Origin of the sequence: Saccharothrix sp. NRRL B-16348 (assembly GCF_001280085.1) — a bacterium.
Classification (GTDB): Bacteria; Actinomycetota; Actinomycetes; order Mycobacteriales; family Pseudonocardiaceae; genus Actinosynnema.
Map to the genome: position 1 here is coordinate 67264 of NZ_LGED01000068.1, position 23263 is coordinate 90526.

The 23263-nt window shown below is 72.6% G+C and carries 27 protein-coding genes; 19 read left to right on the forward strand and 8 right to left on the reverse strand.

All coding sequences use genetic code 11. The features are described 5' to 3' along the window. Positions 1–7: 7 nt before the first annotated feature. Complete coding sequence (locus ADK67_RS09245) at positions 8–2662, reverse strand: nSTAND1 domain-containing NTPase (RefSeq protein WP_231648089.1); 2655 nt, start codon at positions 2660–2662, stop codon at positions 8–10. A gap of 139 nt (positions 2663–2801) precedes the next feature. Here ADK67_RS09245 and ADK67_RS09250 point away from each other — a divergent pair, with 139 nt between their 5' ends. After that, entirely contained in the window at positions 2802–3377 is a 576-nt protein-coding gene (locus tag ADK67_RS09250; protein ID WP_231648090.1) for an AAA family ATPase, read from the forward strand. 184 nt (positions 3378–3561) lie between these two features. Here the strand turns inward: ADK67_RS09250 and ADK67_RS50630 are convergent, their stop codons facing one another. Continuing rightward, positions 3562–3828, reverse strand: coding sequence for a hypothetical protein (locus ADK67_RS50630; protein ID WP_157620034.1), 267 nt, complete (start codon positions 3826–3828; stop codon positions 3562–3564). Between ADK67_RS50630 and ADK67_RS09255 the strand changes: the two genes are divergently transcribed. Next, complete coding sequence (locus ADK67_RS09255) at positions 3806–4126, forward strand: hypothetical protein (protein ID WP_157620036.1); 321 nt, start codon at positions 3806–3808, stop codon at positions 4124–4126. The two genes, ADK67_RS50630 and ADK67_RS09255, sit on opposite strands and share 23 nt — an antisense overlap. A 295-nt stretch (positions 4127–4421) precedes the next feature. On the opposite strand, the gene ADK67_RS09260 is transcribed toward ADK67_RS09255, so the two are convergent. Beyond that, positions 4422–5594 carry an ROK family transcriptional regulator gene (locus tag ADK67_RS09260; protein WP_053716084.1) on the reverse strand — a complete coding sequence of 391 codons (1173 nt, stop codon included), beginning with the start codon at positions 5592–5594 and terminating at the stop codon, positions 4422–4424. Between the two features lie 61 nt (positions 5595–5655). Between ADK67_RS09260 and xylA the strand changes: the two genes are divergently transcribed. Both xylA and ADK67_RS09270 read left to right on the forward strand, forming a co-directional pair. Then, positions 5656–6792: a xylose isomerase gene (xylA, locus tag ADK67_RS09265; RefSeq protein ID WP_197289349.1), complete on the forward strand. Its 1137-nt coding sequence runs from the start codon at positions 5656–5658 to the stop codon at positions 6790–6792. Next, a complete protein-coding gene (locus ADK67_RS09270; RefSeq protein WP_053715982.1) occupies positions 6792–8171 on the forward strand; it encodes a xylulokinase in 1380 nt (459 codons plus the stop codon). Before xylA ends, ADK67_RS09270 begins: the two co-directional genes overlap by 1 nt. Before the next feature lie 45 nt (positions 8172–8216). Here the strand turns inward: ADK67_RS09270 and ADK67_RS09275 are convergent, their stop codons facing one another. Next, positions 8217–9101: an aminoglycoside phosphotransferase family protein gene (locus ADK67_RS09275; RefSeq protein ID WP_053715983.1), complete on the reverse strand. Its 885-nt coding sequence runs from the start codon at positions 9099–9101 to the stop codon at positions 8217–8219. Positions 9102–9200: 99 nt separating this feature from the next. On the opposite strand from ADK67_RS09275, the gene ADK67_RS09280 reads away from it, so the two are divergent. Further along, on the forward strand, positions 9201–9812 hold the full coding sequence (locus ADK67_RS09280; protein WP_053715984.1) for a flavodoxin family protein: 612 nt from the start codon (positions 9201–9203) through the stop codon (positions 9810–9812). A gap of 3 nt (positions 9813–9815) precedes the next feature. Here ADK67_RS09280 and ADK67_RS09285 read toward each other — a convergent pair whose 3' ends face one another. Beyond that, entirely contained in the window at positions 9816–10559 is a 744-nt protein-coding gene (locus ADK67_RS09285; protein WP_053715985.1) for a hypothetical protein, read from the reverse strand. A 93-nt stretch (positions 10560–10652) separates the two neighbouring features. Between ADK67_RS09285 and ADK67_RS50635 the strand changes: the two genes are divergently transcribed. Beyond that, positions 10653–10811, forward strand: coding sequence for a hypothetical protein (locus ADK67_RS50635; RefSeq protein ID WP_157620038.1), 159 nt, complete (start codon positions 10653–10655; stop codon positions 10809–10811). A gap of 23 nt (positions 10812–10834) precedes the next feature. On the opposite strand, the gene ADK67_RS09290 is transcribed toward ADK67_RS50635, so the two are convergent. Further along, the gene (locus ADK67_RS09290; protein ID WP_053715986.1) at positions 10835–11623 is read right to left on the reverse strand and encodes a ZIP family metal transporter; all 789 of its coding nucleotides are present in this window, start codon (positions 11621–11623) and stop codon (positions 10835–10837) included. Here ADK67_RS09290 and ADK67_RS09295 point away from each other — a divergent pair. Next, positions 11622–12641 (forward strand): NAD-dependent epimerase/dehydratase family protein, encoded by a 1020-nt coding sequence (locus ADK67_RS09295; RefSeq protein ID WP_053715987.1) that lies wholly within the window; start codon positions 11622–11624, stop codon positions 12639–12641. The two genes, ADK67_RS09290 and ADK67_RS09295, sit on opposite strands and share 2 nt — an antisense overlap. An 8-nt stretch (positions 12642–12649) precedes the next feature. Here the strand turns inward: ADK67_RS09295 and ADK67_RS09300 are convergent, their stop codons facing one another. Further along, the gene (locus ADK67_RS09300) at positions 12650–12895 is read right to left on the reverse strand and encodes a DUF6480 family protein (RefSeq protein WP_053715988.1); all 246 of its coding nucleotides are present in this window, start codon (positions 12893–12895) and stop codon (positions 12650–12652) included. A gap of 76 nt (positions 12896–12971) precedes the next feature. On the opposite strand from ADK67_RS09300, the gene ADK67_RS09305 reads away from it, so the two are divergent. Genes ADK67_RS09305 through ADK67_RS09320 form a run of 4 tightly spaced genes read left to right on the forward strand, consistent with a single transcriptional unit; the run spans position 12972 to position 15049 of the window. Further along, positions 12972–13541, forward strand: a complete 570-nt coding sequence (locus ADK67_RS09305) for a nucleotidyltransferase family protein (RefSeq protein ID WP_053715989.1) — start codon at positions 12972–12974, stop codon at positions 13539–13541. Further along, positions 13541–13789 carry a BON domain-containing protein gene (locus ADK67_RS09310; RefSeq protein WP_053715990.1) on the forward strand — a complete coding sequence of 83 codons (249 nt, stop codon included), beginning with the start codon at positions 13541–13543 and terminating at the stop codon, positions 13787–13789. Before ADK67_RS09305 ends, ADK67_RS09310 begins: the two co-directional genes overlap by 1 nt. Continuing rightward, positions 13786–14514: a metallophosphoesterase family protein gene (locus tag ADK67_RS09315; protein ID WP_053715991.1), complete on the forward strand. Its 729-nt coding sequence runs from the start codon at positions 13786–13788 to the stop codon at positions 14512–14514. The genes ADK67_RS09310 and ADK67_RS09315 overlap by 4 nt, the downstream gene beginning before the upstream one ends. Before the next feature lie 4 nt (positions 14515–14518). Further along, complete coding sequence (locus ADK67_RS09320; protein WP_053715992.1) at positions 14519–15049, forward strand: hypothetical protein; 531 nt, start codon at positions 14519–14521, stop codon at positions 15047–15049. A 218-nt stretch (positions 15050–15267) separates the two neighbouring features. On the opposite strand, the gene ADK67_RS09325 is transcribed toward ADK67_RS09320, so the two are convergent. Beyond that, a complete protein-coding gene (locus ADK67_RS09325) occupies positions 15268–15786 on the reverse strand; it encodes an SRPBCC family protein (protein WP_053715993.1) in 519 nt (172 codons plus the stop codon). A 147-nt stretch (positions 15787–15933) separates the two neighbouring features. Here ADK67_RS09325 and ADK67_RS09330 point away from each other — a divergent pair, with 147 nt between their 5' ends. The 8 genes from ADK67_RS09330 to ADK67_RS09365 are packed head-to-tail and all read left to right on the forward strand — an operon-like array spanning position 15934 to position 23234. Further along, positions 15934–16449 carry a D-glycero-alpha-D-manno-heptose-1,7-bisphosphate 7-phosphatase gene (locus tag ADK67_RS09330; protein WP_053715994.1) on the forward strand — a complete coding sequence of 172 codons (516 nt, stop codon included), beginning with the start codon at positions 15934–15936 and terminating at the stop codon, positions 16447–16449. After that, positions 16446–17438, forward strand: coding sequence for a glycosyltransferase family 9 protein (locus ADK67_RS09335; RefSeq protein WP_053715995.1), 993 nt, complete (start codon positions 16446–16448; stop codon positions 17436–17438). Before ADK67_RS09330 ends, ADK67_RS09335 begins: the two co-directional genes overlap by 4 nt. Next, positions 17435–18328, forward strand: coding sequence for a glycosyltransferase (locus ADK67_RS09340; protein WP_053715996.1), 894 nt, complete (start codon positions 17435–17437; stop codon positions 18326–18328). Before ADK67_RS09335 ends, ADK67_RS09340 begins: the two co-directional genes overlap by 4 nt. Next, the gene (locus ADK67_RS09345; protein WP_053715997.1) at positions 18325–19530 is read left to right on the forward strand and encodes a glycosyltransferase; all 1206 of its coding nucleotides are present in this window, start codon (positions 18325–18327) and stop codon (positions 19528–19530) included. Before ADK67_RS09340 ends, ADK67_RS09345 begins: the two co-directional genes overlap by 4 nt. After that, entirely contained in the window at positions 19527–20102 is a 576-nt protein-coding gene (locus tag ADK67_RS09350; RefSeq protein ID WP_053715998.1) for a D-sedoheptulose-7-phosphate isomerase, read from the forward strand. The genes ADK67_RS09345 and ADK67_RS09350 overlap by 4 nt, the downstream gene beginning before the upstream one ends. Beyond that, positions 20099–21385, forward strand: a complete 1287-nt coding sequence (rfaE2, locus tag ADK67_RS09355) for a D-glycero-beta-D-manno-heptose 1-phosphate adenylyltransferase (protein ID WP_053715999.1) — start codon at positions 20099–20101, stop codon at positions 21383–21385. Before ADK67_RS09350 ends, rfaE2 begins: the two co-directional genes overlap by 4 nt. Next, positions 21385–22065 carry an SDR family oxidoreductase gene (locus tag ADK67_RS09360; RefSeq protein ID WP_053716000.1) on the forward strand — a complete coding sequence of 227 codons (681 nt, stop codon included), beginning with the start codon at positions 21385–21387 and terminating at the stop codon, positions 22063–22065. Before rfaE2 ends, ADK67_RS09360 begins: the two co-directional genes overlap by 1 nt. Then, the gene (locus ADK67_RS09365) at positions 22056–23234 is read left to right on the forward strand and encodes a cytochrome P450 (protein ID WP_053716001.1); all 1179 of its coding nucleotides are present in this window, start codon (positions 22056–22058) and stop codon (positions 23232–23234) included. The genes ADK67_RS09360 and ADK67_RS09365 overlap by 10 nt, the downstream gene beginning before the upstream one ends. Positions 23235–23263: the final 29 nt, after the last annotated feature.

Below are 23263 nucleotides of genomic sequence, written 5' to 3' on the forward strand. Positions count from 1 at the left end.
CCGCCAATCAACCGCACGGGCGTTCGTACGGCAGGGCGCCGACGTACTGCTGCCACTCCTCGCGCGAGATGTGCGTGGTGACCTCGGCGCACATCTCGGTCACCGCCGTGTCGAAGTCGAACTCCCACGAGCGGGTCGTGCCGTTGGCCTTGGACGTGACCACGTTGGTCGCGCCGGCGCCGAAGCCCACCGCGTAGACGCCCTCGGTGAGCCCGTTGATCCGGCCGCGCTCGACCGGCTCACGCAGGTCGGACACGTCCCACAGCGCCACCTTGTCCTGCGTGCCGACCGTGGCGAGCGCGTCGCCGGACCGGTGGAAGCCCAGCGCCTGGACCGCGCCGCGGTGCGCCTTGCGCGACCACAGCTCGGCCGGCTTCGACCGGTCGGTCACGTCGTACAGCCTGACCTCGCCCTTCGCGGTGCCGAGCGCCAGCGTGCGGCGGTCGTGCGACAAGGCCGCCGCGGTGATGTCCCGCGCGGTGTCCAGCTCCGTGAGCAGCGTCGGCAGCTTCGGCTCCGACACGTCCCACAGCCGGACCACGCCCATGACGTCGTGGGTCACGACAACCTCGCCGTCCGGGCTGTAGACGAAGCCGACGACCGGTCGCGGCTGGTCGGTCAGGCGGGCCGCCTCGACCGGCTTGGCCGGGTCCGCCCAGTCCCACACCGTGACCTCGTCGTCGGACACGGTGACCAGCGTGCGGGCGCGGGCGGGGTCGAGCGCGATCCGGCCGACCGGGGGAGTGAAGGTGTGCACGACCTCCGAGGTCAGGTCGGTGACGTCCCAGACCTTCGCCTGCTCGTCCACCAAGGTGGTCGCGAACGCCTGGCCGCGGGCGTTCAGGGCGATCGAGGTCACCGTCTCGTCGGCGGGCCCGAGCGCGTGCGTGGGCGGCCTCCGGCTGGTGTCCGGTGCGAGGTCCGGGTCGCTGAGCGCCTGGGCGGACGCGAACGCGGCACGGGCGGCCACGTCCAGCTCGCTCGCCGCGCGCGCGGTCAGCACCCCGTCGCGGGTCTCGTCGCTCGGGTTGAGGTGGTGGGCGGCGATGGCGAGCTGGTCGGCGAGCTGCGCGTCGCTGCTGCGCAGGCTCTGCGACTGGTTGGCCACGTACCAGGCGGCCGACGACTTCCAGCCCGCCGCGGCTTCCTTCTGCGCGCCGATCGCGATCACCACGGCGGTGCCGGCGAGCAGCAGCAGCACGGCCAGCAGCGCCACGAGCTGGCGCAGCCTGCGGGTGTGCCGGAGGGCGAGCAGCCGTTCCCGGTCGCGCGCCTGGAGGCTCTCGGCCAGGAAGTCGCGTTCCTGTGCGCTGGTGCGCACGCCGTCGCGCTGCGTCCACTCGACCGCGGTGTCCAGCCGCGTGCCCCGGTACAGCGCGTCCGGGTCGCGGCCGAGCGACTCCCAGGTGGCCGCGGCCTCGGTGAGCCTGCGCATGGTGCGCAGCCCGTCCCGGTCCTCGGCGAGCCAGCCGCGCAGCCGTGGCCACGAGCGGATCAGCGCCTCGTGCGCGATCTCGACGCTGTCCCGGTCCAGGGTGAGCAGCCGGGCGTGGGCGAGCCGGTCGAGCACCACGTCCACGTCCACGTCGTGGTCGAGCTCGGCGCGGGGCAGCCGGCGCTTGGTGTCCTCGGTGCCGTCGCCGAGTGCGGTGAGCCGCAGGAACACCTGCCGCGCCAACGCGCGCTGGTGGCGTTCCAGCGACGTGTAGGTGCGTTCGGCGGTCTGCGCGATGGCGTGCTGGATGCCGCCCGCGGCCTCGTAGCCGGCCAGCGTCAACGTCGTGCCGCGGCGTCGCCGCCAGGTCTCCAGCAGCGCGTGCGACATCAGCGGCAGCACGCCCGCCTGGCCGGTGGCGTCCGCGATGAGCTGCGACACCAGCGCCGTCTCCACCGTGCACGACGCCTTCACGGCGGGCTGCATGATCACCTGGCGCAGCTCCTCGGCGCCCATCGGCCCGAGCAGCAGCTGACCGTCGGTCAACGCCTCCACCAGCGCCGGGTGCTGCGCGCAGTGCCCGTAGAAGTCGGCCCGCACGCCGACGACGACCTTGCACCGTGCGGTCAGCAGGGCGTCGATGTAGGCGGTGCGCTGGTCGGCGTCCGGCCAGAGCGTGAAGACCTCTTCGAACTGGTCCACGATGAGCAGGTCGGCGGTCAGGTCCGGGTCGGCGGTCTCGCTGGGCGTGGTGACCACGACCCGGCCGGTCACCCGCGGCACCAGGCCGGCGAGCAGCAGGGACGACTTGCCCGCGCCCGACGCGCCGAACACCGCGACGAACCGGCGGTGCGCGATGCGCTGCTCCAGGTCGTCCAGGAGGTGGTCGCGGCCGAAGAACCACTCGGCGTCCTCGGTGCCGTAGGCCGCCAGGCCCGCGTACGGCGGGTGGCCCTCGTCGGCGTCCGGGTCGGGGCTGGGCAGCACCTCGGCGGCGACCTGCCGCCACCGGTCCTCCCACTCGGCCACGTCGCCCTCGCAGGCGCGCACGTAGGCCAGCGTCACGGCGAGCGTGGGCAGCCTGCGCCCGCCCGCCGCGTCGGACAGGGTCGTGGCCGAGTAGTGGGCGCGCGCGCCGAGCTGCCGGTAGCTGTGCCCGCCCGCCTTGTCCCGCAACGACCGGAGGTCGGCGGCGAACTTGAGCAACGGGCTGTCACCGACGTCCAACGGGCGCTCTCCGCGCGGCAACCGGTCCACCCCCCTGGCAGTCTTGCGACGATTGTCCGCAGTGACAAACGTGCCGTCCAGGTTGTCAGACGAGGCGACGCGGTATGTCCGCTTCGGGTGACTGCATTCGGGTGAACAGGTGGGGGAGGACTTCGCCTGCGTGTTCGCCACTAGGCTCGGCGGGGTGGCCCGCCTGATCGCGTTGAACGGTCCGCCGGGGTGCGGCAAGTCGACCATCGCGCGCCGTTACGCCGACGACCACCCGCCCGCGTTGGCACTGGACGTCGACCGGGTGCGGGACCTGATCGCCGGCGACCTCGGCGAGGCCGGCCGCCTGGCGCGGGACATCGCCATCGCCGCGGCTCGCGTGCACCTGACGTCGGGCCACGACGTCGTCGTGCCCCAGTTCCTGGGCCGCCCGGAGTTCCTGGACCGCCTCGCCGCCCTGGCCGACGAGGTGCGTGCGACGTACCACGAGGTCGTGCTGATTGACACCAGGGACAACGCGATCCGGCGCTTCACCGAGCGCGGCACGATCCAGGCCACCCCGGCGGAGCTGTCCGCGATGTACGACAACCTGCAAACGATCATCGCCACCCGCCGCCCCACCCTCGTCCCCTCCATCGAAGGTGACCCGGATCACACCTATCAGTCGCTCCTGACCGTCCTGAATGCAGAACTCGCCCTGCCTGAACGTTCGACACGCTCAACCTGAGCGTTCGACACGCGCGTTCTGAACGTAGGACACGCGCGCGTGTCCTACGTTCGCGTTGGGCGTGTCGAACCTTCAGAACGCGCGTGTCGAACGTTCGCGTTGCGCACCGTGGAGTCCGGTTATCCTACCCCGGTGGCGAAATGTGAAACATGAAAACCGGGGGATTACCCACCGAGACACTTCCTCAGGTTTCGCGCGAGAACATGGCACGCACGAGGTAAACAACTTCCCGATCCGGTGATCGGCCTTCTCCTTCTATTGCGATCGGCGCATCATGGTGACCGGTCGCTGCAGACGGATGAGGCTCGGCCGATCCGTACTGGACCAGTCGATCATCGATCACCACGGTCGGAAGGAATGCAAGGTCCGCTTCGATTGGCAAGATCTTCGGGATTTTCGCGGGAACGGCGCCGGCGCTGGGTGCGATGTTGCCCGCCACCGCCACCGCCACCGCCGACACCGGAGCGCGAACGGAAGCGCAGGTCGCGCAGGAATGCGGTGATGACAGCCTGTGTCTCTACCGACTGCCGTACTTCCACGACCAGTTCATCGAGGTTGAGTGTCCGCCCGCCGGACGTTGCTACAACCTCCCGGGGGGTGAGCACGCCCGGTCGGTGCTCAACAATACCTATGCCTACGTGGAGTTGTTCGGCGGTTTCAACTGTGAAGACTCCGAATCGTTCGTGATCGTACCGCATTCGGACCACGAGGAAGTGCCTCCTCGGCGCAGCTTCAGGGCGCACTGCTGATCCACGACCAGTCGGTCGTCGGAAGTTCCCGGTAGCCCACGCGGCCCTTGATCGATCGCTTCCATCCCGGTGACCGCCGGGGAGATCGATCAAGGGCCGCGTGGGTCGACAGTCGCATTGAAGGGCATTGCAGTTGGGTGACATCGGCAACGCCATTGCCGGAGGCACTACTTCTTGTCAACGCAATTCATGACAGTGAAGTGCAGATTTCCATCGGTGCCGAGATCGTGGCCAAGGCGCACATCGGAGGGCGTGGCTCCTCAGTCCGGCTGGTTGGCACCCCGTCTTCAAACGCTCAGGACAGGGCGGTGGTCACGTAAGGGTCCGGGTCGGCGAGGATCGCGCGGACGGCGGTGGTCGCGGCGCCCCGCATCGCGGCCTCGGCCCCCAACGACGAGGCGACCACCCGGACGGGTGACCACTCGGCGCTGACCACCCGGCGGTCCAGCTCCGCGTGCAGCGGCTCCTGCAGCCACGGCTCCAGCCGGGCGTACGTGCCGCCCAGCACCACCGTCGGCAGGTCCAGCAGGTTCACCGCGCCGGACAGCGCCACGCCCAGCCACCGCGCCGCCGAACGCACCGCCGTCGTGGCCGTCCGATCGCCCGCGGCCAGCCGGACCAGCAGCTCCTCCACCCCGGGCACGCCCGCCGCGCGCACGATCTCGTCCTGCCCGGCCAACCGCTCCAGGCACCCCCGCGACCCGCACGCGCACTGCGGCCCCCGAGGGTCGACGGACAGGTGCCCGATCTCGCCGCCGAACCCGGACACGCCCTCGAACAGCGCGCCGCCCACCACGATGCCCGCGCCGATGCCGATCTCACCGGAGATGTGCACGAAGTCCGCCGCCACGCCCCCGTGCCACAGCTCGGCCAGCGCGGCGAGGTTCGCCTCGTTGCCCACGAGCACCGGCACGTCCAGCGCGAGTCTCCGGGTCAGCTCGCCCCGCACGTCCACCTCGCGCCACCCCAGGTTCGGCGCGACCCGCAGCGACCCGCCGGCCACCTCCACCAGGCCCGGCACGGCCACGCCCACCCCGCCGATCGGCACGTCCTTCTTCGCCGCCGTGCGCACCGCCGTCGCGACCTTGGCCAGCACGCGGGCGGGGGAGGAGGCACGATTGTCGCTGGGCCGCACCCACCGCGCCCGCACCCGCCCGGTGAGGTCGACCAGGCACGTGGCCAGGTAGTCGACCCCGATCTCCACGCCGAGCCCGTGCGGCCCGGTCGGCGACAGGTGCAGCGCCGTGCCCCGCCGCCCGGGACCTGATCTGGCCTGCGCCTCGCCCTCGGCCACGAGCCCGGCGCCGATCATCCGGTCGACGAGGCTGGACACGGTGGCCTTGGTCAGGCCGGTGCGGGCGGCCACGGCCGCGCGCGACGACCCGGGCGTCTCGGCGATGGCGTCGAGCACGAGTGCGGAGTTGTGCCGTCGCACGGTGTGCTGGCTCGCGGGCTGCGGTCTGGACACCACTGGATCCTAGCGGCTGAGTGCGATAAGTTCAGGCATCAAACTTATTGGAGGTGCCCTCGTGGACAAGTTCAGCTTCGGCCTGTGGACGGTCGGCTGGCCGGGACGCGACCCGTTCGGCGACGCGACCCGCCCCCCGCTGGACGTGCCGTTGGCGGTGCGCAAGCTCTCGGAGCTCGGTGCGTGGGGCATCACGTTCCACGACGACGACCTGTTCCCCTTCGGCTCGGACGCGGCCGAGGTCGGCAAGCGGGTCTCCGCCTTCCGGGCGGCGTTGGACGAGACCGGCATGGTCGTCCCCATGGTGACCACCAACCTGTTCACCCACCCGGTGTTCAAGGACGGCGGCTTCACCAGCAACGACCGCACCGTGCGCCGGTTCGCGCTGCGGAAGGTGCTGCGCAACCTGGAACTGGCCGCCGAGCTCGGCGCGGAGACCATCGTGATGTGGGGTGGCCGCGAAGGCTCGGAGGTGGACGCGGGCAAGCCCGTGGCCGCCGCCCTCGACCGCTACCGCGAGGCCGTCGACACGGTCGCGCAGTACTCGATCGACCAGGGCTACGGCTTCCGCTTCGCGCTGGAGCCCAAGCCGAACGAGCCGCGCGGCGACATCCTGCTGCCGACGATCGGCCACGCGCTGGCGTTCATCTCGACGCTCGAGCACCACGAGCTGTTCGGCGTGAACCCCGAGGTCGGCCACGAGCAGATGGCGGGCCTCAACTTCGTGCACGGCATCGGCCAGGCGCTGTGGCAGGGCAAGCTCTTCCACATCGACCTCAACGGTCAGAAGGGCCCGCGCTACGACCAGGACTTCGTGTTCGGCCAGGGCGACCTGCTGTCCGCGTTCTTCCTGGTCGACCTGCTGGAGAACGGCGGCTACGAAGGCCCCCGGCACTTCGACTACAAGCCGCTGCGCACCGAGGACTTCGACGGCGTGTGGGAGAGCGCCGCGGCCAACATGCGCACCTACAAGATCCTGCGCGAGCGGGCGGCGGCGTTCCGCGCCGACCCCGAGGTGCAGGAGGCGCTGAAGTACAGCGGCGTGTACGAGCTGGCCGAGCCCACCCTGGACGAGGGCGAGTCGATCGCGGACTTCCTCAAGGGCGAGGACGTCGACCCGACCGTGGCCGCCGAGCGCGGCTTCGGCTTCGTGCGCCTGGCGCAGTTGGCGACCGAGCACCTGCTGGGCGCGCGCTGATGGCGCTCGTCGCGGGCGTCGACTCGTCCACCCAGTCCTGCAAGGTTGTGGTCCGCGACGCGGACACCGGCGCCCTTGTTCGGCAAGGGCGTGCGGCGCACCCGACGGGCACCGAGGTGCATCCCTCCGCCTGGTGGGACGCGCTCCAGACGGCCATCGCGGACGCGGGCGGCCTGGACGACGTGGCCGCCGTGTCGGTGGCCGCGCAGCAGCACGGCATGGTGACGCTCGACGAGGCCGGCGAGGTGGTGCGGCCGGCGCTGCTGTGGAACGACACCCGTTCCGCGCCGGCGGCGGCCGACCTCACCACCGAGCTGGGCGGCCCGGACCGGTGGGCGGAAGCGATCGGCAGCGTGCCGGTCGCCTCCCTCACGGTGACCAAGCTGCGGTGGCTGGCGGCCAACGAGCCGGAGTCGGTCGCCCGCACCGCGGCGGTCTGCCTGCCGCACGACTGGCTGACGTGGAAGCTGGCCGGCGGCACGTCCCTGGACGCGCTGACCACCGACCGCAGCGACGCCAGCGGCACGGGGTACTGGTCACCGTCCACAGAGGACTACCGGCCGGACCTGCTCGAACTGGCCCTGGGCAAGGTCGTCGCGCTGCCGCGCGTGGTCGGCCCGGCGGACCTGGTCGACGGCCGGTTCGGCGCGGGCGCGGGCGACAACGCGGCGGCGGCCCTCGGCGTGCAGGCGCAGCCGGGTGACGTCGTGGTGTCCATCGGCACGTCCGGCACGGCGTTCGCGCGCTGGCCGAACCCCGTCGCCGACGGCACCGGCATCGTCAACGGCTTCGCCGACGCGGAAGGCGGCCACCTGCCGCTCGTGTGCACCCTGAACGCGTCACGGGTGCTCACGTCGACGTCGTCGGTGCTCGGGGTCGACCTGGCCGACTTGTCGGACCTGGCCCTGCGCGCGCCGGCGGGCGCCGACGGTCTCGTGTTCGTGCCGTACCTGGAGGGGGAGCGGACGCCGAACAAGCCCGACTCCACCGGCGCCCTGCACGGCATGAGGCTCGACACCATGACCCCGGCGCACCTGGCGCGCGCCGCGGTCGAGGGCCTGCTGTGCAGCCTGGCGGACGCGATCGACGCGTTGCGGGCGCTCGGCATGCCGGTCACCCGGGTGCTGCTGATCGGCGGCGGGGCCCGGATGCCCGCCGTGCAGCGGCTCGCGCCCGCGGTGTTCGGCTGCCCGGTCCTGGTGCCGTCGCCGAGCGAGTACGTGGCCGACGGCGCGGCCAGGCAGGCGGCGTGGGCGGTCAGCGGTGCGGACGCACCGCCGCACTGGTCGGAACTGGCGTCGACCTCGGTCGAGGCCGAGCCGACCCCGTGGGTGCGGGACCGCTACGCCTCGGCGCGCGACCTGACCGTCAACCGCTGACGCAAGCCGAAGGGGGCGCCTCCGGCCGCGGAGGCGCCCCCTTCGCTACGGCGCGTCCCCGAGCACTTCCTCGATCACCCGCCGTGACTGCTCGTCGCCGTTGGCGAGCGTGATGAGGGCCTTCCACAGCGCCCACCCGCGGGCCCGCTCCCACGTCGCGTCGTCCAACCCGACCGCTTCGCGGAAGACCCGCCGGCTCTCACCCGAGAACATGGTCCACGCGATCACCAGGTCGCACGCCGGATCGCCGACACCGCACCCGCCGAAGTCGATCACGGCGGTCAGCTTCCCGCCGTCGACCAGCAGGTTCCCGCTCGCGATGTCGCCGTGGAACCACACCGGCGGCCCGGACCACTCCGGCGTGCGCAGCACGTCTTCCCACACGGCGGCGGCCCTGCCGACGTCGATCCGACCCTCCAACGCCGCCAACGCCCGCCGCGTCCCGTCGTCGTAGTAGCCCGGCGACGTGCCCCGGTAGAAGCTGTGCGCGCCCGCCCGCGGCCCGTCCGTCGCGTCGATGCGCCGGAGAGCGCGGAGGAAATCGGCGATCGAGACCGCGAACGCCACCATGTCCTCGATGCGCTCCGGCGACGCCGTCCGCCCGTCCAGCCAACGCCGGACCGACCAGGGGAACGGGTAGCCCTCGCCCGGCACGCCCACGGCCAGCGACTCGGGCACCGGCACCGGCAACGACAGGGCGAGGACAGGCAGCCACGTGTGCTCCTTCTCCACCGCCGGCGCGTAACCCTCGCCGGTGGGCAGCCGCACCGTCATGTCGTCGCCCAGCCGGTACGTGCGGTTGTCCCACCCGTCGACCTCGACCGGCGTCACCGGCAGCCCCGCCCACCGCGGGAACTGGCTCGCGAGCAGCCGCCGCACCAGCCCGGCGTCGACACCGGCACGACCGTCGGGCGGAGAGATGTCAGCCATCCCGCGAGCCTCCCGATCACCCCACGTGCCGGGCAACGCATTTTCCCGCCCGCCGCGGGTAACCCGGCGGTTGGCCGACCGGATGCGGAGGTGCCCGTGATGAGGGCCGTGGTGCTCAACTGCTCGTTGAAGAAGTCGCCCGACACGTCCAACACGCAGCTGCTGGCCGACGTCGTGGTGAAGGCGTTGGAGCAGCATGACGTCGACGTGCGGACGTTCCGGGTGGCGGACCACGACGTGCCGCCGGGCGTCGTCACCGACCTGGGTGACGGCGACGAATGGCCCACCCTGCACGACGAGCTGCTGAACGCCGAGATCCTCGTCATCGCCACGCCGACGTGGGTCGGCCACCCGTCGTCCATCGCGCAGCGCGTGATCGAGCGGATGGACGCGATGATCTCCGAGCAGGACGACGAGGGCCGCCCGGTCGCGTACAACCGGGTGGCGGGCGTCGTGGTGACCGGCAACGAGGACGGCGCGCACCACGTGATCAGCGAGGTGGCCGGCGCGCTCGGGGACATCGGCTACACCATCCCCGGCCAGGCGTGGACCTACTGGAACATGGGCCCCGGTCCGGGCCCGAACTACCCGGACACCGTCCACGGCCACGACTGGTCGAAGAGCACGGGCGAGGCGATGGCCGCGAACCTCCACGCCGTGGCCCAGGCGCTGGCGAAGTCCCCGATCCCGGCCCCGCCGTCGAGCAGCTGACCCCTACGGCCGGCCGTCGAGGTACACGCAGGACAGCAGGGCCAACGCGAACGACAGCGCGGCAGCGGAGTCGTCCGGACGCGGCGGCCTGGTCCCGCGCACCACGTCGGACGCCAACCGGTGCACGAACTCGCCCCTGATCGCCACGCGCGCCGGGATCACTTCCCGGCTGCGCAGCGTGTGCAGGCCGTCCAACGGGTCGTGGCCGTCCGTCTCGCGCGCGCCGATCGCCTCGATCAGCGCCCTGACCAGCCCCTGGGTCGCCGCGTGCGCCCCGGTCGCGTGGGCGGCGCAGGCCGATTCGTAGAGCGAGACCAGATCCGGCGGTGCGGACGCCGTCAACGGGTTGAAGGGCGGCACGCCACCCGACTGGATGTAGACGGCGCCGCCGTGGGAGACGATGTGCGTCTCGGACACCTGAGTGTGCCGACTGGCCGGCAGGCCGAGTTCCGAGCCCAACTCCTCGGCGCGGTCGTTGAGCCCGAGGCGTTCGCTGTCGATCATCTCGTAGAGCTTGCGGAAGCGGTCGACGTCCCCGTCGAGCGCGAGGACGATGTCCTCGACGACCGACCAGCTCGGGATCCGCCCGGAGATCAAGACGTTGTGGATCGTCGACTTGCTGCGGTTGGACCGGTCGGACAGGTGCTGCATCGACGGCCGGTCGCGGGAGGTGTAGAGGACGCGCAGCTCGTCCAGGAGCCGCCTCTCCGACTCCTTGTGGTCGTTCGTCGGCCGTAGATCCGTCATCGCACTCTCCCGTGTTGCCGGTTCGGCATGCGTCAGCGTACCGTTGTTCGCAGCGTTCGCGAATGTTCGCGAACATTCGGTGGGGAGGGTGTCGTGGTCGACTGGCGACTGATCGCTTTAGTGGTGGTCTTCCTGGGGTTCACCTTGTTCGCCCGCAAGAGGGAGGACTGGGTGCAGCCGATCCTGGTGGGTGTCGCCATGGCAACGCTGTTCGGCGGCCTGCTGTTCCTCGGCATCCCCCTGATCAGGTAGAGCCGCTCGGGTCGAGGGGCCGCTCAGATGTGCGACAGCGCGAACGCGCTGAGGAACCCCGCCACCGTCACCAGGCCCACCAGCAGGTGGGCGTCGTCGAACGCCTCCGGGATCATGGTGTCGGCGACCATCGACAGGATCGCCCCGCCGGCGAACGCCGTGATCGCGGCGAGCCACTGGGGCGGCGCGTCGGCCAGCAGCCCGTAGCCTGCCATCGCCGCCAGGCCGCTCACGACCGCGATCGAGGTCCACAAGCCGAACACGTACCGCCGCGACCGGCCGGCCCGCCGCATGCCCGCCGCCGACGACAACCCCTCCGGCACGTTGCTGACGAACACCGCCGCCACGGTCACCGCGCTCACCCCGCCGCCGCCGAGCAGGCTCGCCCCGATCACCACCGACTCCGGGATGCCGTCCAGCAGCGCGCCGACCGCGATCGCCGTGCCCGACCCGCTCCGCTCCGACTCCGACGGCTGCAACCCGCCCGACCGCTTGCGGTGCCGCGCGCCGCGCTTGGCCAACGCCACGTTCGCCGCCGTGTAGACCAAGGCGCCGAGCGCCGCGCCGGACGCTGTGGGCAGCAGCCCGCCCAGCTCGTGCGCCTCGTCGATCAGGTCGAACGACACCGCGGACAGCAGCACACCGCTGCCGAACCCCATCACGCCGGCGACCACGCCGCGCGGCACCCGCGCCAGGTAGCCCAAGAGCGCGCCGACCAGCAGCGCGGACCCGGCCAGCAACCCCCACCCCGCCGCCTGGAACACCCGGCCTCCCGGTGTCGCACCCGGCCCACGCGGGTACCCGACCGGCATGAAGATCGTCGTCACCGGCGCCACCGGCAATCTGGGCACCGCGCTGCTGCGCCGCCTCGCCGACGAACCGGACATCGCCGTGCACGGCGTCTCCCGCCGTCCGCCCGCCGTCGAGCCGCCCTACGACACGATCACCTGGACGCCGGTCGACCTGAGCCGCGAAGGCGCGGAGGAGCCGCTCGCCGAGGCCTTCCGCGACGCCGACGCCGTCGTGCACCTCGCCTGGCGCATCCAACCCGGCCACGACGAACGCGTCCTCTACCGGACCAACGTGGCCGGCAGCGAACGCGTGTTCACCGCCGTCGCGAAGGCCGGCGTCCCGCACGTCGTCCACATGTCGTCCGTCGGCGCGTACTCACCGGCCGCGAAAGACCACACCGTGGACGAGACCTGGCCGACCGACGGCCTGGCCGGCTCCTACTACAGCCGGCACAAGGCCGCCGTCGAGCACCTGCTCGACCAGCTCGAACGCGAACACCCGCAGCTCGCCGTGACCCGCGTCCGCCCCGGCCTGGTCTTGCAGCCGGAGGCGGCCGCCGAGATCAAGCGGTACTTCCTCGGGCCCCTGGTGCCGCACGCCCTGTTCCGGCGCGAAGTGCTGGCCAAGCTGCCCGTCCTGCCCCTGCCGCGCACGATGGTGTTGCAGTTCGTGCACGCCGACGACGTGGCCGACGCCGTCGCGAAGATCCTCGCCACCCGCGCCGAGGGCGCGTTCAACCTCGTCTCGGAGCCGGTCGTGACGCCCCAGGTGCTCGCCGAGGTCATGGGCACGCGGCACGTGCCGATCCCCCCGACCGTCCTCCGCACCGCCGCGCGGATCAGCTGGCACCTGCGCCTGCAGCCCACCTCGCACGGCTGGGTCGACCTGGCCCTCACCGCGCCGCTGCTGGACGCGACCAAGGCGTTCACCCGGCTCGGCTGGGCGCCGCGGCACAACGCCCGCGACACCCTCAGCCTGCTGCTCGACGGCCTCGGCCGGCAGGAGGGGCTGCGCCCCAGTCCTCCGCTGAAGCCCTGACGCCCTGGTCAGTAGCCCTCGAACAGGTTCGTCCACCCCATCACCTGGGCCACGACGAACGCCAGCGCCAGCAGCGTCACGAGCAGCACGGCCACCAGCGTGACGACCGGGCCGCGCCGTGACGGCATCGGCTGCGGGTGGGACAGGCCGGAGGTCTGGCCTGAATCGGGCGGTGTCTCGCCGGGCGCGACCCCGCCACCGGGCTCCAGACCGGGCGTGCGGGCCGGGTCGGGGTCGGGCGGTGTGGCAGTCATACCGGGTGGACTACCCCCGGTGGACGGCGCTACCCGCAGCCGTGTGAAGACCCAGCCGTACGGGTAATCAGCACGCATGAGCGGTGTTCAAGACGAACTGCTGCGCACGTTGACGAAAGTCGCCAAGGCCCTGCGCGCGCACGACATCCCGTTCGCCCTGGCGGGCGGGTGCGCGGTGTACGCCCGAGGCGGCCCGGCGACCGAGCACGACGTGGACATCCTGGTTCGGGAGCAGGACGCCAGCGCGGCGGTGAGCGCGCTCGTCACGGCCGGAATGCGTGCCGCGACGCCACCCGAGGACTGGCTGCTGAAGGTCTACGACGGCGACTCGCTGGTGGACCTGCTGTTCCGGCCCAACGAGGTGCCGGTGACCGACGAGACGCTGTCCCGCGCCGAGGAGTTGCAGGTCGGCTCCGTGGTGCTACCGGTCATGCCCGCCACCGAGGTGCTGATCGGCAAGCTGCTCGTCCTCGACGGCCACCGCTGCGACTTCAGCGAGCTGCTGCCGTTCGCCCGCGCGCTGCGCGAGCAGATCGACTGGGAGCACGTCCGCGCCGCCACCAAGCACTCCCCGTACGCCGAGGCGTTCCTCGTGCTCGCCGAACGCCTCGACCTCCTGCCCGCCACGTTGACCAGGAGCGCCTGATGACCGCAGAGCAATACCTCGCCGCCCGGCTGCGCCAGGCGTTGGCCGAGGACCCGCGCACTACTGAACTGGGCGTGCGGGTCACCGTGCGCGGCGACCACGTGCTGCTGTCCGGTGACGTGGCCAGTCCGGAGCGCCGCGCCGAGCTCGAAGCCGTGATCCACGACGTGGCGCCCGAGTTGACCGTGCTCGACGACGTGAAGGTGGTGCCGTCCGACGCGCCGGTCGGCCGAGAGGAGATTCGATGATCCGCATCGCCGCGGTGGGTGACGTGCACCTGGGCGAGGACGCGCGCGGGCGGATGCGGCCCGCGTTGGAACAGCTCGGAGAGCAAGCCGACGTGCTGCTGCTGGCGGGTGACCTGACCCGGCACGGCACGGTGTCCGAGGCGCGGGTGGTGGCCGACGAGTTCGGCGGCCTGGCCGTGCCCGTGGTCGCGGTGCTGGGCAACCACGACCACCACGACGACCGGCCGGACGAGGTCACCGCCGTGCTGCGCGACGGCGGCATCACCGTGCTGGAGGGCGAGACGGCCACGGTCGGCGTGGACGGGCACACGTTGGGCGTCGCCGGGGTGAAGGGCTTCGGCGGCGGGTTCGCGGGCAAGTGCGGCAGCGCGTTCGGCGAACCGGAGATGAAGGCGTTCATCCGGCACACGACCGAGATCGCCGACTCGCTCCGCGTCGCCCTGGACAGCCTCACCACCGACGTGAAGGTGGCGTTGACGCACTACTCGCCGGTGCCGGACACGTTGCGCGGCGAGCCGCCGGAGATCTACCCGTTCCTCGGCTCGTACCTGCTCGGCGAGGCGATCGACGCGAGCGACACGCACCTGGCCGTGCACGGGCACGCGCACTTCGGCAACGAGCACGGCATGACGCCCGGCGGCGTGCGGGTGCGCAACGTCGCGCAGCCGGTCATCCGATCGGCGTACACGGTGTACTGCGTGGAACCCGCCGTGGTGGAGGTGTAGCCGCATGGAGGAAGAGCCCAGGACCGGTGGCCCGTCCGTGGTGTGGGCGGGCCCGCCCGACGCGCCGGCGGTGATCGTGCTCGACCCGGCCGGGGTGGGCAGGCACGGCGACCTGCCCGGCACGTGGCGCCCGCTGACGGAGTACCTGCAGGTCATGTGGTGCCGGCTGCCCGCGGCGGACGAGCCGTGGCACGAGGTGGACGAGGTGCTGTCCGAGTTCGCCGACCGCAACGTGCCGGTGCACCTGGTGGCGGGCGCGGCGGCCGGCGCCGGGGTCGGCGAGCTGATCCGGCGGCACCGGGACCTGATCGACTCGGCCCAGACGTTCGCCGCCCCCGTGCCGCTCGGGCACCCGGAGGTGGTGCTGGAGGTGTTGCGGGAGCTGCTGGACCAGGACGTGAACCCGCGGACCGACGAGCCGGGCGAACGGACCGCGAACGGCAGCCCTCCGGAGGCGGGCTCGCTGCTCGGCGACGCGGCCTCGGCGCTGCGGCGCTCGGTGGGGCAGCTGTTCGAGCGGCTGAAGGACGGCTAGCCGCACACCGGGAAACGACGAAAGCACCAGGAAGCGACGAGAGGCCCGCGGGGAGGACTGCTGCCCGTGGGCCTCTCGTCTGTCGTCGGACATGCGAAAGGCCCGCCGGGGAGGCGGGCCTTTCGCACACGGTCAACTGCCGTCGACGGGCGGTCTGGGGCGCGGGATCGGAGGGTGTGACCAGCTCCGTCGCCGCGGTTCCGGGACCGCCCGCGCGCTCATAGCAGCGGATCGCCCGGGCGACCGGCGTCCGGCAGGTCGTGGCGCGTCTCGCCGGCCTGCGGCGGTCGGCTCACGTCGCCCCGCCACGCGCCCGTCTCCAGGCCGCGTCCCTCGATGAACTCCTTGAACCGGTCCAGGTCACCGGAAACGCGGTGGCCGACCACGCCCGTCGCCGCGCCGGCCTTCTCGGTCAGCGTCTGCGGGTCGTACTCCATCTGCACGTGCACCCTCGTCCGCCGGTCGTCGAGGCGGTGGAACGTCACCACACCACCCTGCGGCGGACCGTCGACGGTGTGCCAAGCGACCCGCTCGTCGGGGTGTTGCTCGGTGATCTCGGCGTCGAACTCCCTCGTCACGCCACCGATCTTGGTGACCCAGTGCGTCCGGGTGGGAGTGACCTGCGTGATGCGCTCGACGCCCTCCATGAACTGCGGGAACGACTCGAACTGCGTCCACTGGTTGTACGCGGTCGTGACCGGGACCTCGACGTCCACGGACTTCTCGATCGTCGTCACTGCAACAACCTCTCCTTCGGGAATCGAGTTCGGCACTCGGGTACCCGTCCAGGCGGTTCCACACACATTCGCCCCACCTCAGGGTGACTGTGCGTAGCGCCTCACCGAGAAGTGTTTGCTTCTCTTCTCAACGGCTAACTCTCCTCTGTGGACCAGTACCCCGACGCGGTTCTCTTCGACCGCGACGGCACGCTCATCAGCGACGTGCCGTACAACGGCGACCCGGAGCGGGTGCGCCCGATGCCCGGCGCGCGCGACGTCCTGCGGTTGCTCCGCGCTCACGGAGTGCGCACGGGCGTCGTCAGCAACCAGTCCGGCATCGGGCGCGGCCTGCTCCCCCAGGCCCAGGTGGACGCGGTGAACGCCAAGGTCGAAGCCCTGCTGGGTCGATTCGGCACCTGGCAGGTGTGCCCGCACCACCCCGACGACGGCTGCGCGTGCCGCAAACCCGCGCCCGCCATGATCTTCCGCGCCTGCGCCGCCCTCGACGCGCGCCCCGAGCGCACCTACTTCATCGGCGACATCGAGGCGGATGTCAAAGCCGCGCTCGCCGCGGGCGTCACCCCGATCCTCGTGCCCACGCCGGAAACCCTGCCCGACGAGGTCGACCGCGCGCCCTACACCGCGCCCGACCTGCGAGCCGCGTTGGCGATGGTCCTATGAGGACATTGGTGGCCCGACTCGACAACGACGGCGACGTGCTGCTCGCCGGTCCGGCCGTGCGCGCCGCCGCGCACGCGGGCGAAGTCGTGCTGCTGTGCGGGCACTCCGGCGCGCAGGCGGCCGAGCTGCTGCCCGGCGTGCAGCGCGTAGTGCGGTGGGACTGCCCGTGGATCGCCTACCCGGCGCCGGACGTCCGCACCCCCGACATCGAGGGGATCGTCGCCCTGCTCAAGGGAATCCGCGCCGACGTGGCACTGGTCCTGACCTCGTTCCACCAGAGTCCGCTGCCGCTCGCGCTGCTCCTCAAGCTCGCCGGCGTGCCGAAGGTCGTGGCCCGTTCCACCGACTACCCCGGCTCCCTGCTCGACGTCCGGCTGCGCGACGACCCGGACCTCCCGGAAGCCGAACGGGCGCTGGAAGTGGCCCGGGCCGCCGGTTTCGACCTCCCGCCCGGCGACGACGGCGGGTTGGCGATCACCACCCCGCCGGAGCCGACCGAGATCGGGCCGTACGTCGTCCTGCACCCCGGAGCTTCCGTGCCCGCCCGCGCCTGGTCGCCGGACCGGTGCGCCGAGGCCGTCACGGCGCTCGCCGAAGCCGGGCACCGCGTCCTGGTCACCGGCGGCCCGAACGAGACCGCGCTGACCAAGCACGTGGCCGGCGCGCACGGCGTCGACCTCGGCGGCCGGACGACGTTCGCCGAACTGGCCGGGCTGCTGGCCCGCGCGGACGCCGTCGTGGTCGGCAACACCGGGCCGGCGCACCTCGCCGCCGCCGTCGGCACGCCGGTCGTGTCCTTGTTCTCGCCCGTCGTGCCCGCCCGCCGGTGGGCGCCGCACGGGCCGCACGTGTTGCTGGGCGACCAGGACGCCCCGTGCCGCGACTCGCGCGCACGCGAGTGCCCGGTGCCCGGCCACCCGTGCCTTGACCGGGTGACGGCCGACCAGGTCGTCACCGCCGTCGCCGAACTCGTGGGGGTGCGGACGTGAAGATCCTGCTGTGGCACGTGCACGGCTCGTGGACGAACGCGTTCGTCCGCGGCGGTCACGAGTACCTGATCCCCGGGCCGCCGCACGGCATCGGGCTGTCCGGGCGCGACTGGCCCGCCGCCCGCGAGGTCGACGTGTCCGAAGTGGCGCTGTCCGACTTGGGCGCGGACATCGCGGTGCTGCAACGGCCGGAGGAGGTCGGGCTGGTGCCCGCCGGTGTGCCGGTCGTGTACCTGGAGCACAACACGCCCAAGTACCCGAACCAGGCGCACCCGCTGAAGGACTGGGCGGGCACGATCGTCCACGTCACGCACTTCAACGACCTGATGTGGGACTGCGGCACGGCGCGCACCGTCGTCATCGAGCACGGCGTGGTCGACCCCGGCCTCCTGTACACCGGTGAGCTGCCCCGTGCGGCCGTCGTGGTCAACGACCCGGTGCGGCGCGGCCGGGTGGTCGGCACGGACCTGCTGCCGCGGTTCGCCGAGGCGGCGCCGTTGGACGTCTACGGCATGAAGACCCGCAAGCTGGGCGACATGGGGCGCGGCGACCACGACCTGGTGTCGCTGCACCGGGAACTGGCCCTGCGACGGCTCTACCTGCACCCGGTGCGGTGGACGTCGTTGGGGCTGTCGCTGATCGAGGCGATGCACCTGGGGATGCCCGTGGTGGCGTTGGCGTGCACGGAAGCGGTGCGCGCGGTGCCGCCGGAGGCGGGTGTGGTGTCCACCGACGTGGACGAGCTGGTGCGGGCCGTGGCCGAGTTGGTCGCGGACCCCGCGCTGGCCAGGCAGAAGGGAAAGCACGCCAGGGAGTTCGCCCTGGCCAGGTACGGGCTCGACGCCTTCCTGCGGAGTTGGGACCGGTTGCTGACAGGAGTGAGCGGATGAGGATCGCGATGGTGTCCGAGCACGCCAGCCCGTTGGCCGCCTTGGGCGGTGTCGACGCGGGCGGGCAGAACGTGCACGTCGCCGCGTTGTCGGCGGCGTTGTCGGCACTGGGGCACGACGTGGTGGTCTACACCCGTCGCGACGACCCGGGCCTGCCCGAGCGGGTGCGCACCGAGCAGGGCTACGAGGTCGTGCACGTGCCCGCCGGTCCCGCTCGCGGTGTGCCCAAGGACGAGCTGCTGCCGCACATGGGCGACTTCGCCCGTTTCCTGGAGCGGCAGTGGTACGAGGAACGGCCCGACGTCGTGCACGCGCACTTCTGGATGTCCGGCCTGGCCTCGGTGCTCGCGGCGCGCAAGGTCGGTGTGCCCGTCGTGCAGACCTACCACGCCCTCGGCACGGTGAAGCGCCGCCACCAGGGCGCGGACGACACCAGCCCGGCCGAGCGGATCGGCATCGAGCGGATGATCGGGCGCGAGGCCGACCGGATCGCCGCGACGTGCGACGACGAGGTGGTCGAGCTGATGCGGATGGGCGTGCGGCGGTCGCGGATCTCCGTCGTGCCGTGCGGCGTCGACCCGGTGCGGTTCCGGCCCGAGGGCCCGACCGACCGCCGCCGCTACGGGCACCGCATCGTCTCCGTCGGCAGGTTGGTGCCGCGCAAGGGTTTCCAGGACTTGATCACCGCGTTGCGGTCGTTGCCGGACACCGAGCTGGTGATCGCCGGCGGCCCGGTGCACGTCGAGTCCGACCCGGAAGCGCAGCGGCTCGCGGCGCACGCGGAACGCGTCGGTGTGCGCGGTCGGCTGTGGCTGGCCGGCCAGGTGTCGCGGGACGCCATGCCCGCGCTGCTGCGCTCGGCCGACGTCGTGGCGTGCGTGCCCTGGTACGAGCCGTTCGGCATCGTGCCGCTGGAGGCCATGGCGTGCGGCGTGCCGGTGGTGGCCAGCGCCGTCGGCGGCCTGACCGACACCGTGGTGGACGGCGTGACCGGCGTGCTCGTGCCGCCGCGCGACCCGTCCGCGCTGGCCAGGGCGCTGAACTCGCTGCTGGTCGACCAGGCCCGTCGGGAGGCGTGCGGGCTCGCCGGTCTGGACCGGGTGGGCGTGCGCTACACGTGGAGCCGGATCGCCGAGGACACCGAACGCGTCTACGAGCGGGTCACGGTGGGGCAGGCCGTGGCCGTGGGAGGCGGGCGATGAGCGTCGAGGCGCACCTGAACGGACTGGCCCAGTCGCTGGCCGGGCTGCGCGCCCAGGCGCCGCGGCTGACCCGCTGGGGCGGCGTGCTGGCCCGCAGGCTCACCGACGGCGGCCGGCTGCTCGCGGCGGGCAACGGCGGGTCGGCCGCCGAGGCGCAGCACCTGACCGCCGAGCTCGTCGGCCGGTTCCGCGACGACCGGCGGCCGTTCTCGGCGATCGCGCTGTGCGCGGAGTCGTCCAGCGTCACCGCGATCGGCAACGACTACGGGTACGAGCAGGTGTTCGCCCGCCAGGTCACCGCCCACGCCCGGCCGCGGGACGTGGTCGTGCTGCTGTCGACCAGCGGGCGCAGCCCGAACCTGATCGAGGCGGCCAAGGCGGCCAGGCAGGCGGGCGCGCACGTGTGGGCGATGACGGGCCCCACCCCGAACCCGCTCGCGGAGGCGGTGGACGACGTGCTGGCACTGCCCGGCGACCCGGCGAACGTGCAGGAAGCCCAACTGGTCGCGGTCCACGCCCTGTGCAGTGCTTTCGAAGCTGCTCTACCGGCATCGGAACGGAGGGTCTCGTGAAGCTGGTCGTCGTCGGTGACTCCTTGCTCGACATCGACGTGCTGGGCACCGCCGAGCGCCTGTGCCCGGACGCGCCCGCGCCCGTCCTGGACGTCACCGAAGAACGCGCCCGGCCAGGCGGTGCGGGACTGGCCGCCGCCCTGGCCGCCGCCGACGGGGTCGACGTCACGCTGGTCAGCGCGGTGGCCGACGACGAGGACGGGCACCGGCTGCGCGAGGAGTTGGCCCGGGTGCCGTCCGTGCTGGGGCCCTCGCCCACGCCGACCCCGGTCAAGACCCGGCTGCGCTGCGGCGACCAGTCGATCGCGAGGCTCGACCGGGGTGGCGGCACCGAGGCACCACAAGCCACCGACGACATGCTCGACGCGGTGCTGGAAGCCGATTACGTGCTCGTCTCCGACTACGGTCGCGGGCTGGCGCGCGACGAACGGCTCCGCGGCGTGCTCGCCCGCCGCCCGGTGGTCTGGGACCCGCACCCGCGAGGCCCGGACCCGGTGCCCGGCGTCCGCCTGGTCACGCCGAACGCGGCCGAGGCCAGGGCGTTCAGCGGCCACGCCGACCCGATGGACGCCCTCGAAGCGCTGCGCGCGAAGTGGCGGGCACGGGCCGTCGTGGTCACGCTCGGCGCCGACGGCGCGCTGCTGCACGGCGGCGGCACGCCGGTCGCCGTGCCCGCGCCCCGCGTGCCCGTGGTCGACCCGTGCGGTGCGGGCGACCGGTTCGCGGTGACGGTCGCGGCACGGCTCATGCGCGGCGCGGCGATGGACGACGCGGTCGCCGACGCCGTGACGTCGGCGGCCGAGTTCCTGCGCTGCGGCGGGGCTTCCGGCTTCCGACCGGTGGACCCGCTGTCCACGGTGGACGCGGTCCGGGCGCGCGGCGGCGTGGTGGTCGCCACCGGCGGCTGCTTCGACCTGCTGCACGCGGGCCACGTCCGCACCCTGCGCGCCGCCCGGTCGCTCGGCGACTGCCTGGTGGTGTGCCTGAACTCCGACGCGTCCGTGCGCCGGCTCAAGGGCCCGGACCGCCCGGTCACCCGGGAGCAGGACCGGGTCGAGGTGCTGCGTGCGTTGGGCTGCGTGGACGACGTGGTCGTGTTCGAGGACGACACGCCGGAACGCGTGCTGGCCGCCCTGCGCCCGGACGTGTGGGTCAAGGGCGGCGACTACACCGTCGATTCGTTGCCGGAAGCGGACTTGGTCAAGGGGTGGGGTGGGCGGACCGTCGTCGTGCCCTACCACCGGGGCCGTTCGACCACCGAGATGCTGTCGAGGAGGGGCTGATGCTCGACCAGGTGTTGGTGACCGGAGGCGCGTCCGGCTTGGGCGCGGCCGTGGTGCACGCGGTGCACGAGCTGGGCGGACGCCCGCTGGTGCTGGACAAGGCCGCCCCGTCGTCCTCGGAGGTGGCCGACTTCGAGTCGGTCGACCTGTCCGACACCAGGGCGGCGGAACGCGCGGTGAAGGCGATCGCCGAGCGCAACGGCGGCCTGCGCGCCGTCGTCACGGCGGCGGGCACGGACGCGTGCGGCCGGCTGGACGAGGTGTCCGGCACGGACTGGGACCGGGTGGTGATGGTGAACCTGCTCGGCACCGCGGCGGTGGTGCGGGCGGCGTTGCCGATGCTGGCCGGCGGCCGGGTGGTGACGATCGCGTCCACGCTCGGCATCAAGGCGGTCAGCGACGCCACCGCGTACTGCGCCTCGAAGTTCGGCGTCGTCGGCTTCACCAGGGCGCTGGCCGCCGAGACCGCCGGGCGGGTCGGCGTCACGCTGGTGATCCCCGGCGGCATGCGCACGCACTTCTTCGACGAGCGGGCCGAGCAGTACCGGCCGCCGGACGACAGCAAGCTGAACCCGCCCGAGCGGGTCGCCGACGCGATCGTGTTCGCGTTGCGCCAGCCCGAGGGGTGCGAGGTGCGCGAACTAGTGGTCGCGCACGCCGAGGAGGGGTCGTGGCCGTAGCCTCCCGGCTGGACACCGGCCGGGCGTTCGCGAAGGTGCTGCTGCCGACGGTCGCCAAGGGCGTGATCGTGCGCCGGCGCGGGGTGACGGCGGTGGCAGAGAAGGTGCAGGCGGACGCCGCGGCCGTGGCCACCATGAGGCGGTTCCGCGCGCGGTACGGCCCGGAACCGCTGCGGCTGAGGGTCACCGGGCGCAGCGTCGCCCTGCTGCTGGACCCGGTGGACGTGGCGCGGCTGCTGGCCGACTCGCCGTCGCCGTTCGCGCTGGCCACCCGCGAGAAGAAGGCCGCGCTGGCGCACTTCCAGCCGCACGGCGTGCTGATCTCGACGGGGGAGGAGCGGGCGCGGCGGCGTGCCGTGAACGAGGACGTGCTGCGGCCGGACAAGATCGACGTGCCGGGGATCGTGGCCGACGAGGCGGACCTGCTATTGCGGCACGTCCGCAGCACCGGCCGGCTGACCTGGGACGCGTTCGCGCAGGCGTGGTGGCGCGCGGCCCGGCGGATCGTGCTCGGCTCGTTCGCGCGGGAGGACGTCGAGCTGACCGACGTGCTGAAGACGTTGCGGGGCAACGCCAACTGGGCCTACCTGCACCCGCGGCGGGACGCGCTGCGCGAGCGGTTCGAGGAGCGGTTGCACGCGCACCTGGCACGCCAGGAGCCGGGCAGCCTCGCGAGCCTCGGCTCACCCGACGAGTTGCAGGGCCAGGCGCCGCACTGGCTGTTCGCGTTCGACGCGGCGGGCATCGTGACCATGCGTGCGTTGGCGATCGGCGGCGAGGGCGAGGCCGGCATCTGGGAGTCGGCGCGGTTGTGGCCGACGACGCCGGTGATCCTGCGCGAGAGCACCGAACCGACCCGCTGGCACGGCACGTGGCTGCCCGCGGGCACCACGTTCGTCGTGTTCGCGCCGTACTTCCACCGCGATCCGGACCGGTTGTCCTACGCCGACTCGTACGCGCCGGAGAACTGGCCCGCGCCGAGCGATCCCGGTCTGGTGCCGTTCAGCGGCGGTCCGGGCATCTGCCCCGGCCGCGACCTCGTGCTGGTTGCCGGCAGCACCATGCTGGACGCCTTGCGCGACCACTTGGCCGTGCCGACGCTGCGCGCGCCGCTGCCCGCCACGCTGAACCACTTCGGGCTGTCGTTCGTCACCCGCGGTGATGGTTGATCGACGCTCCCACCGGGTATGCGGTGGCG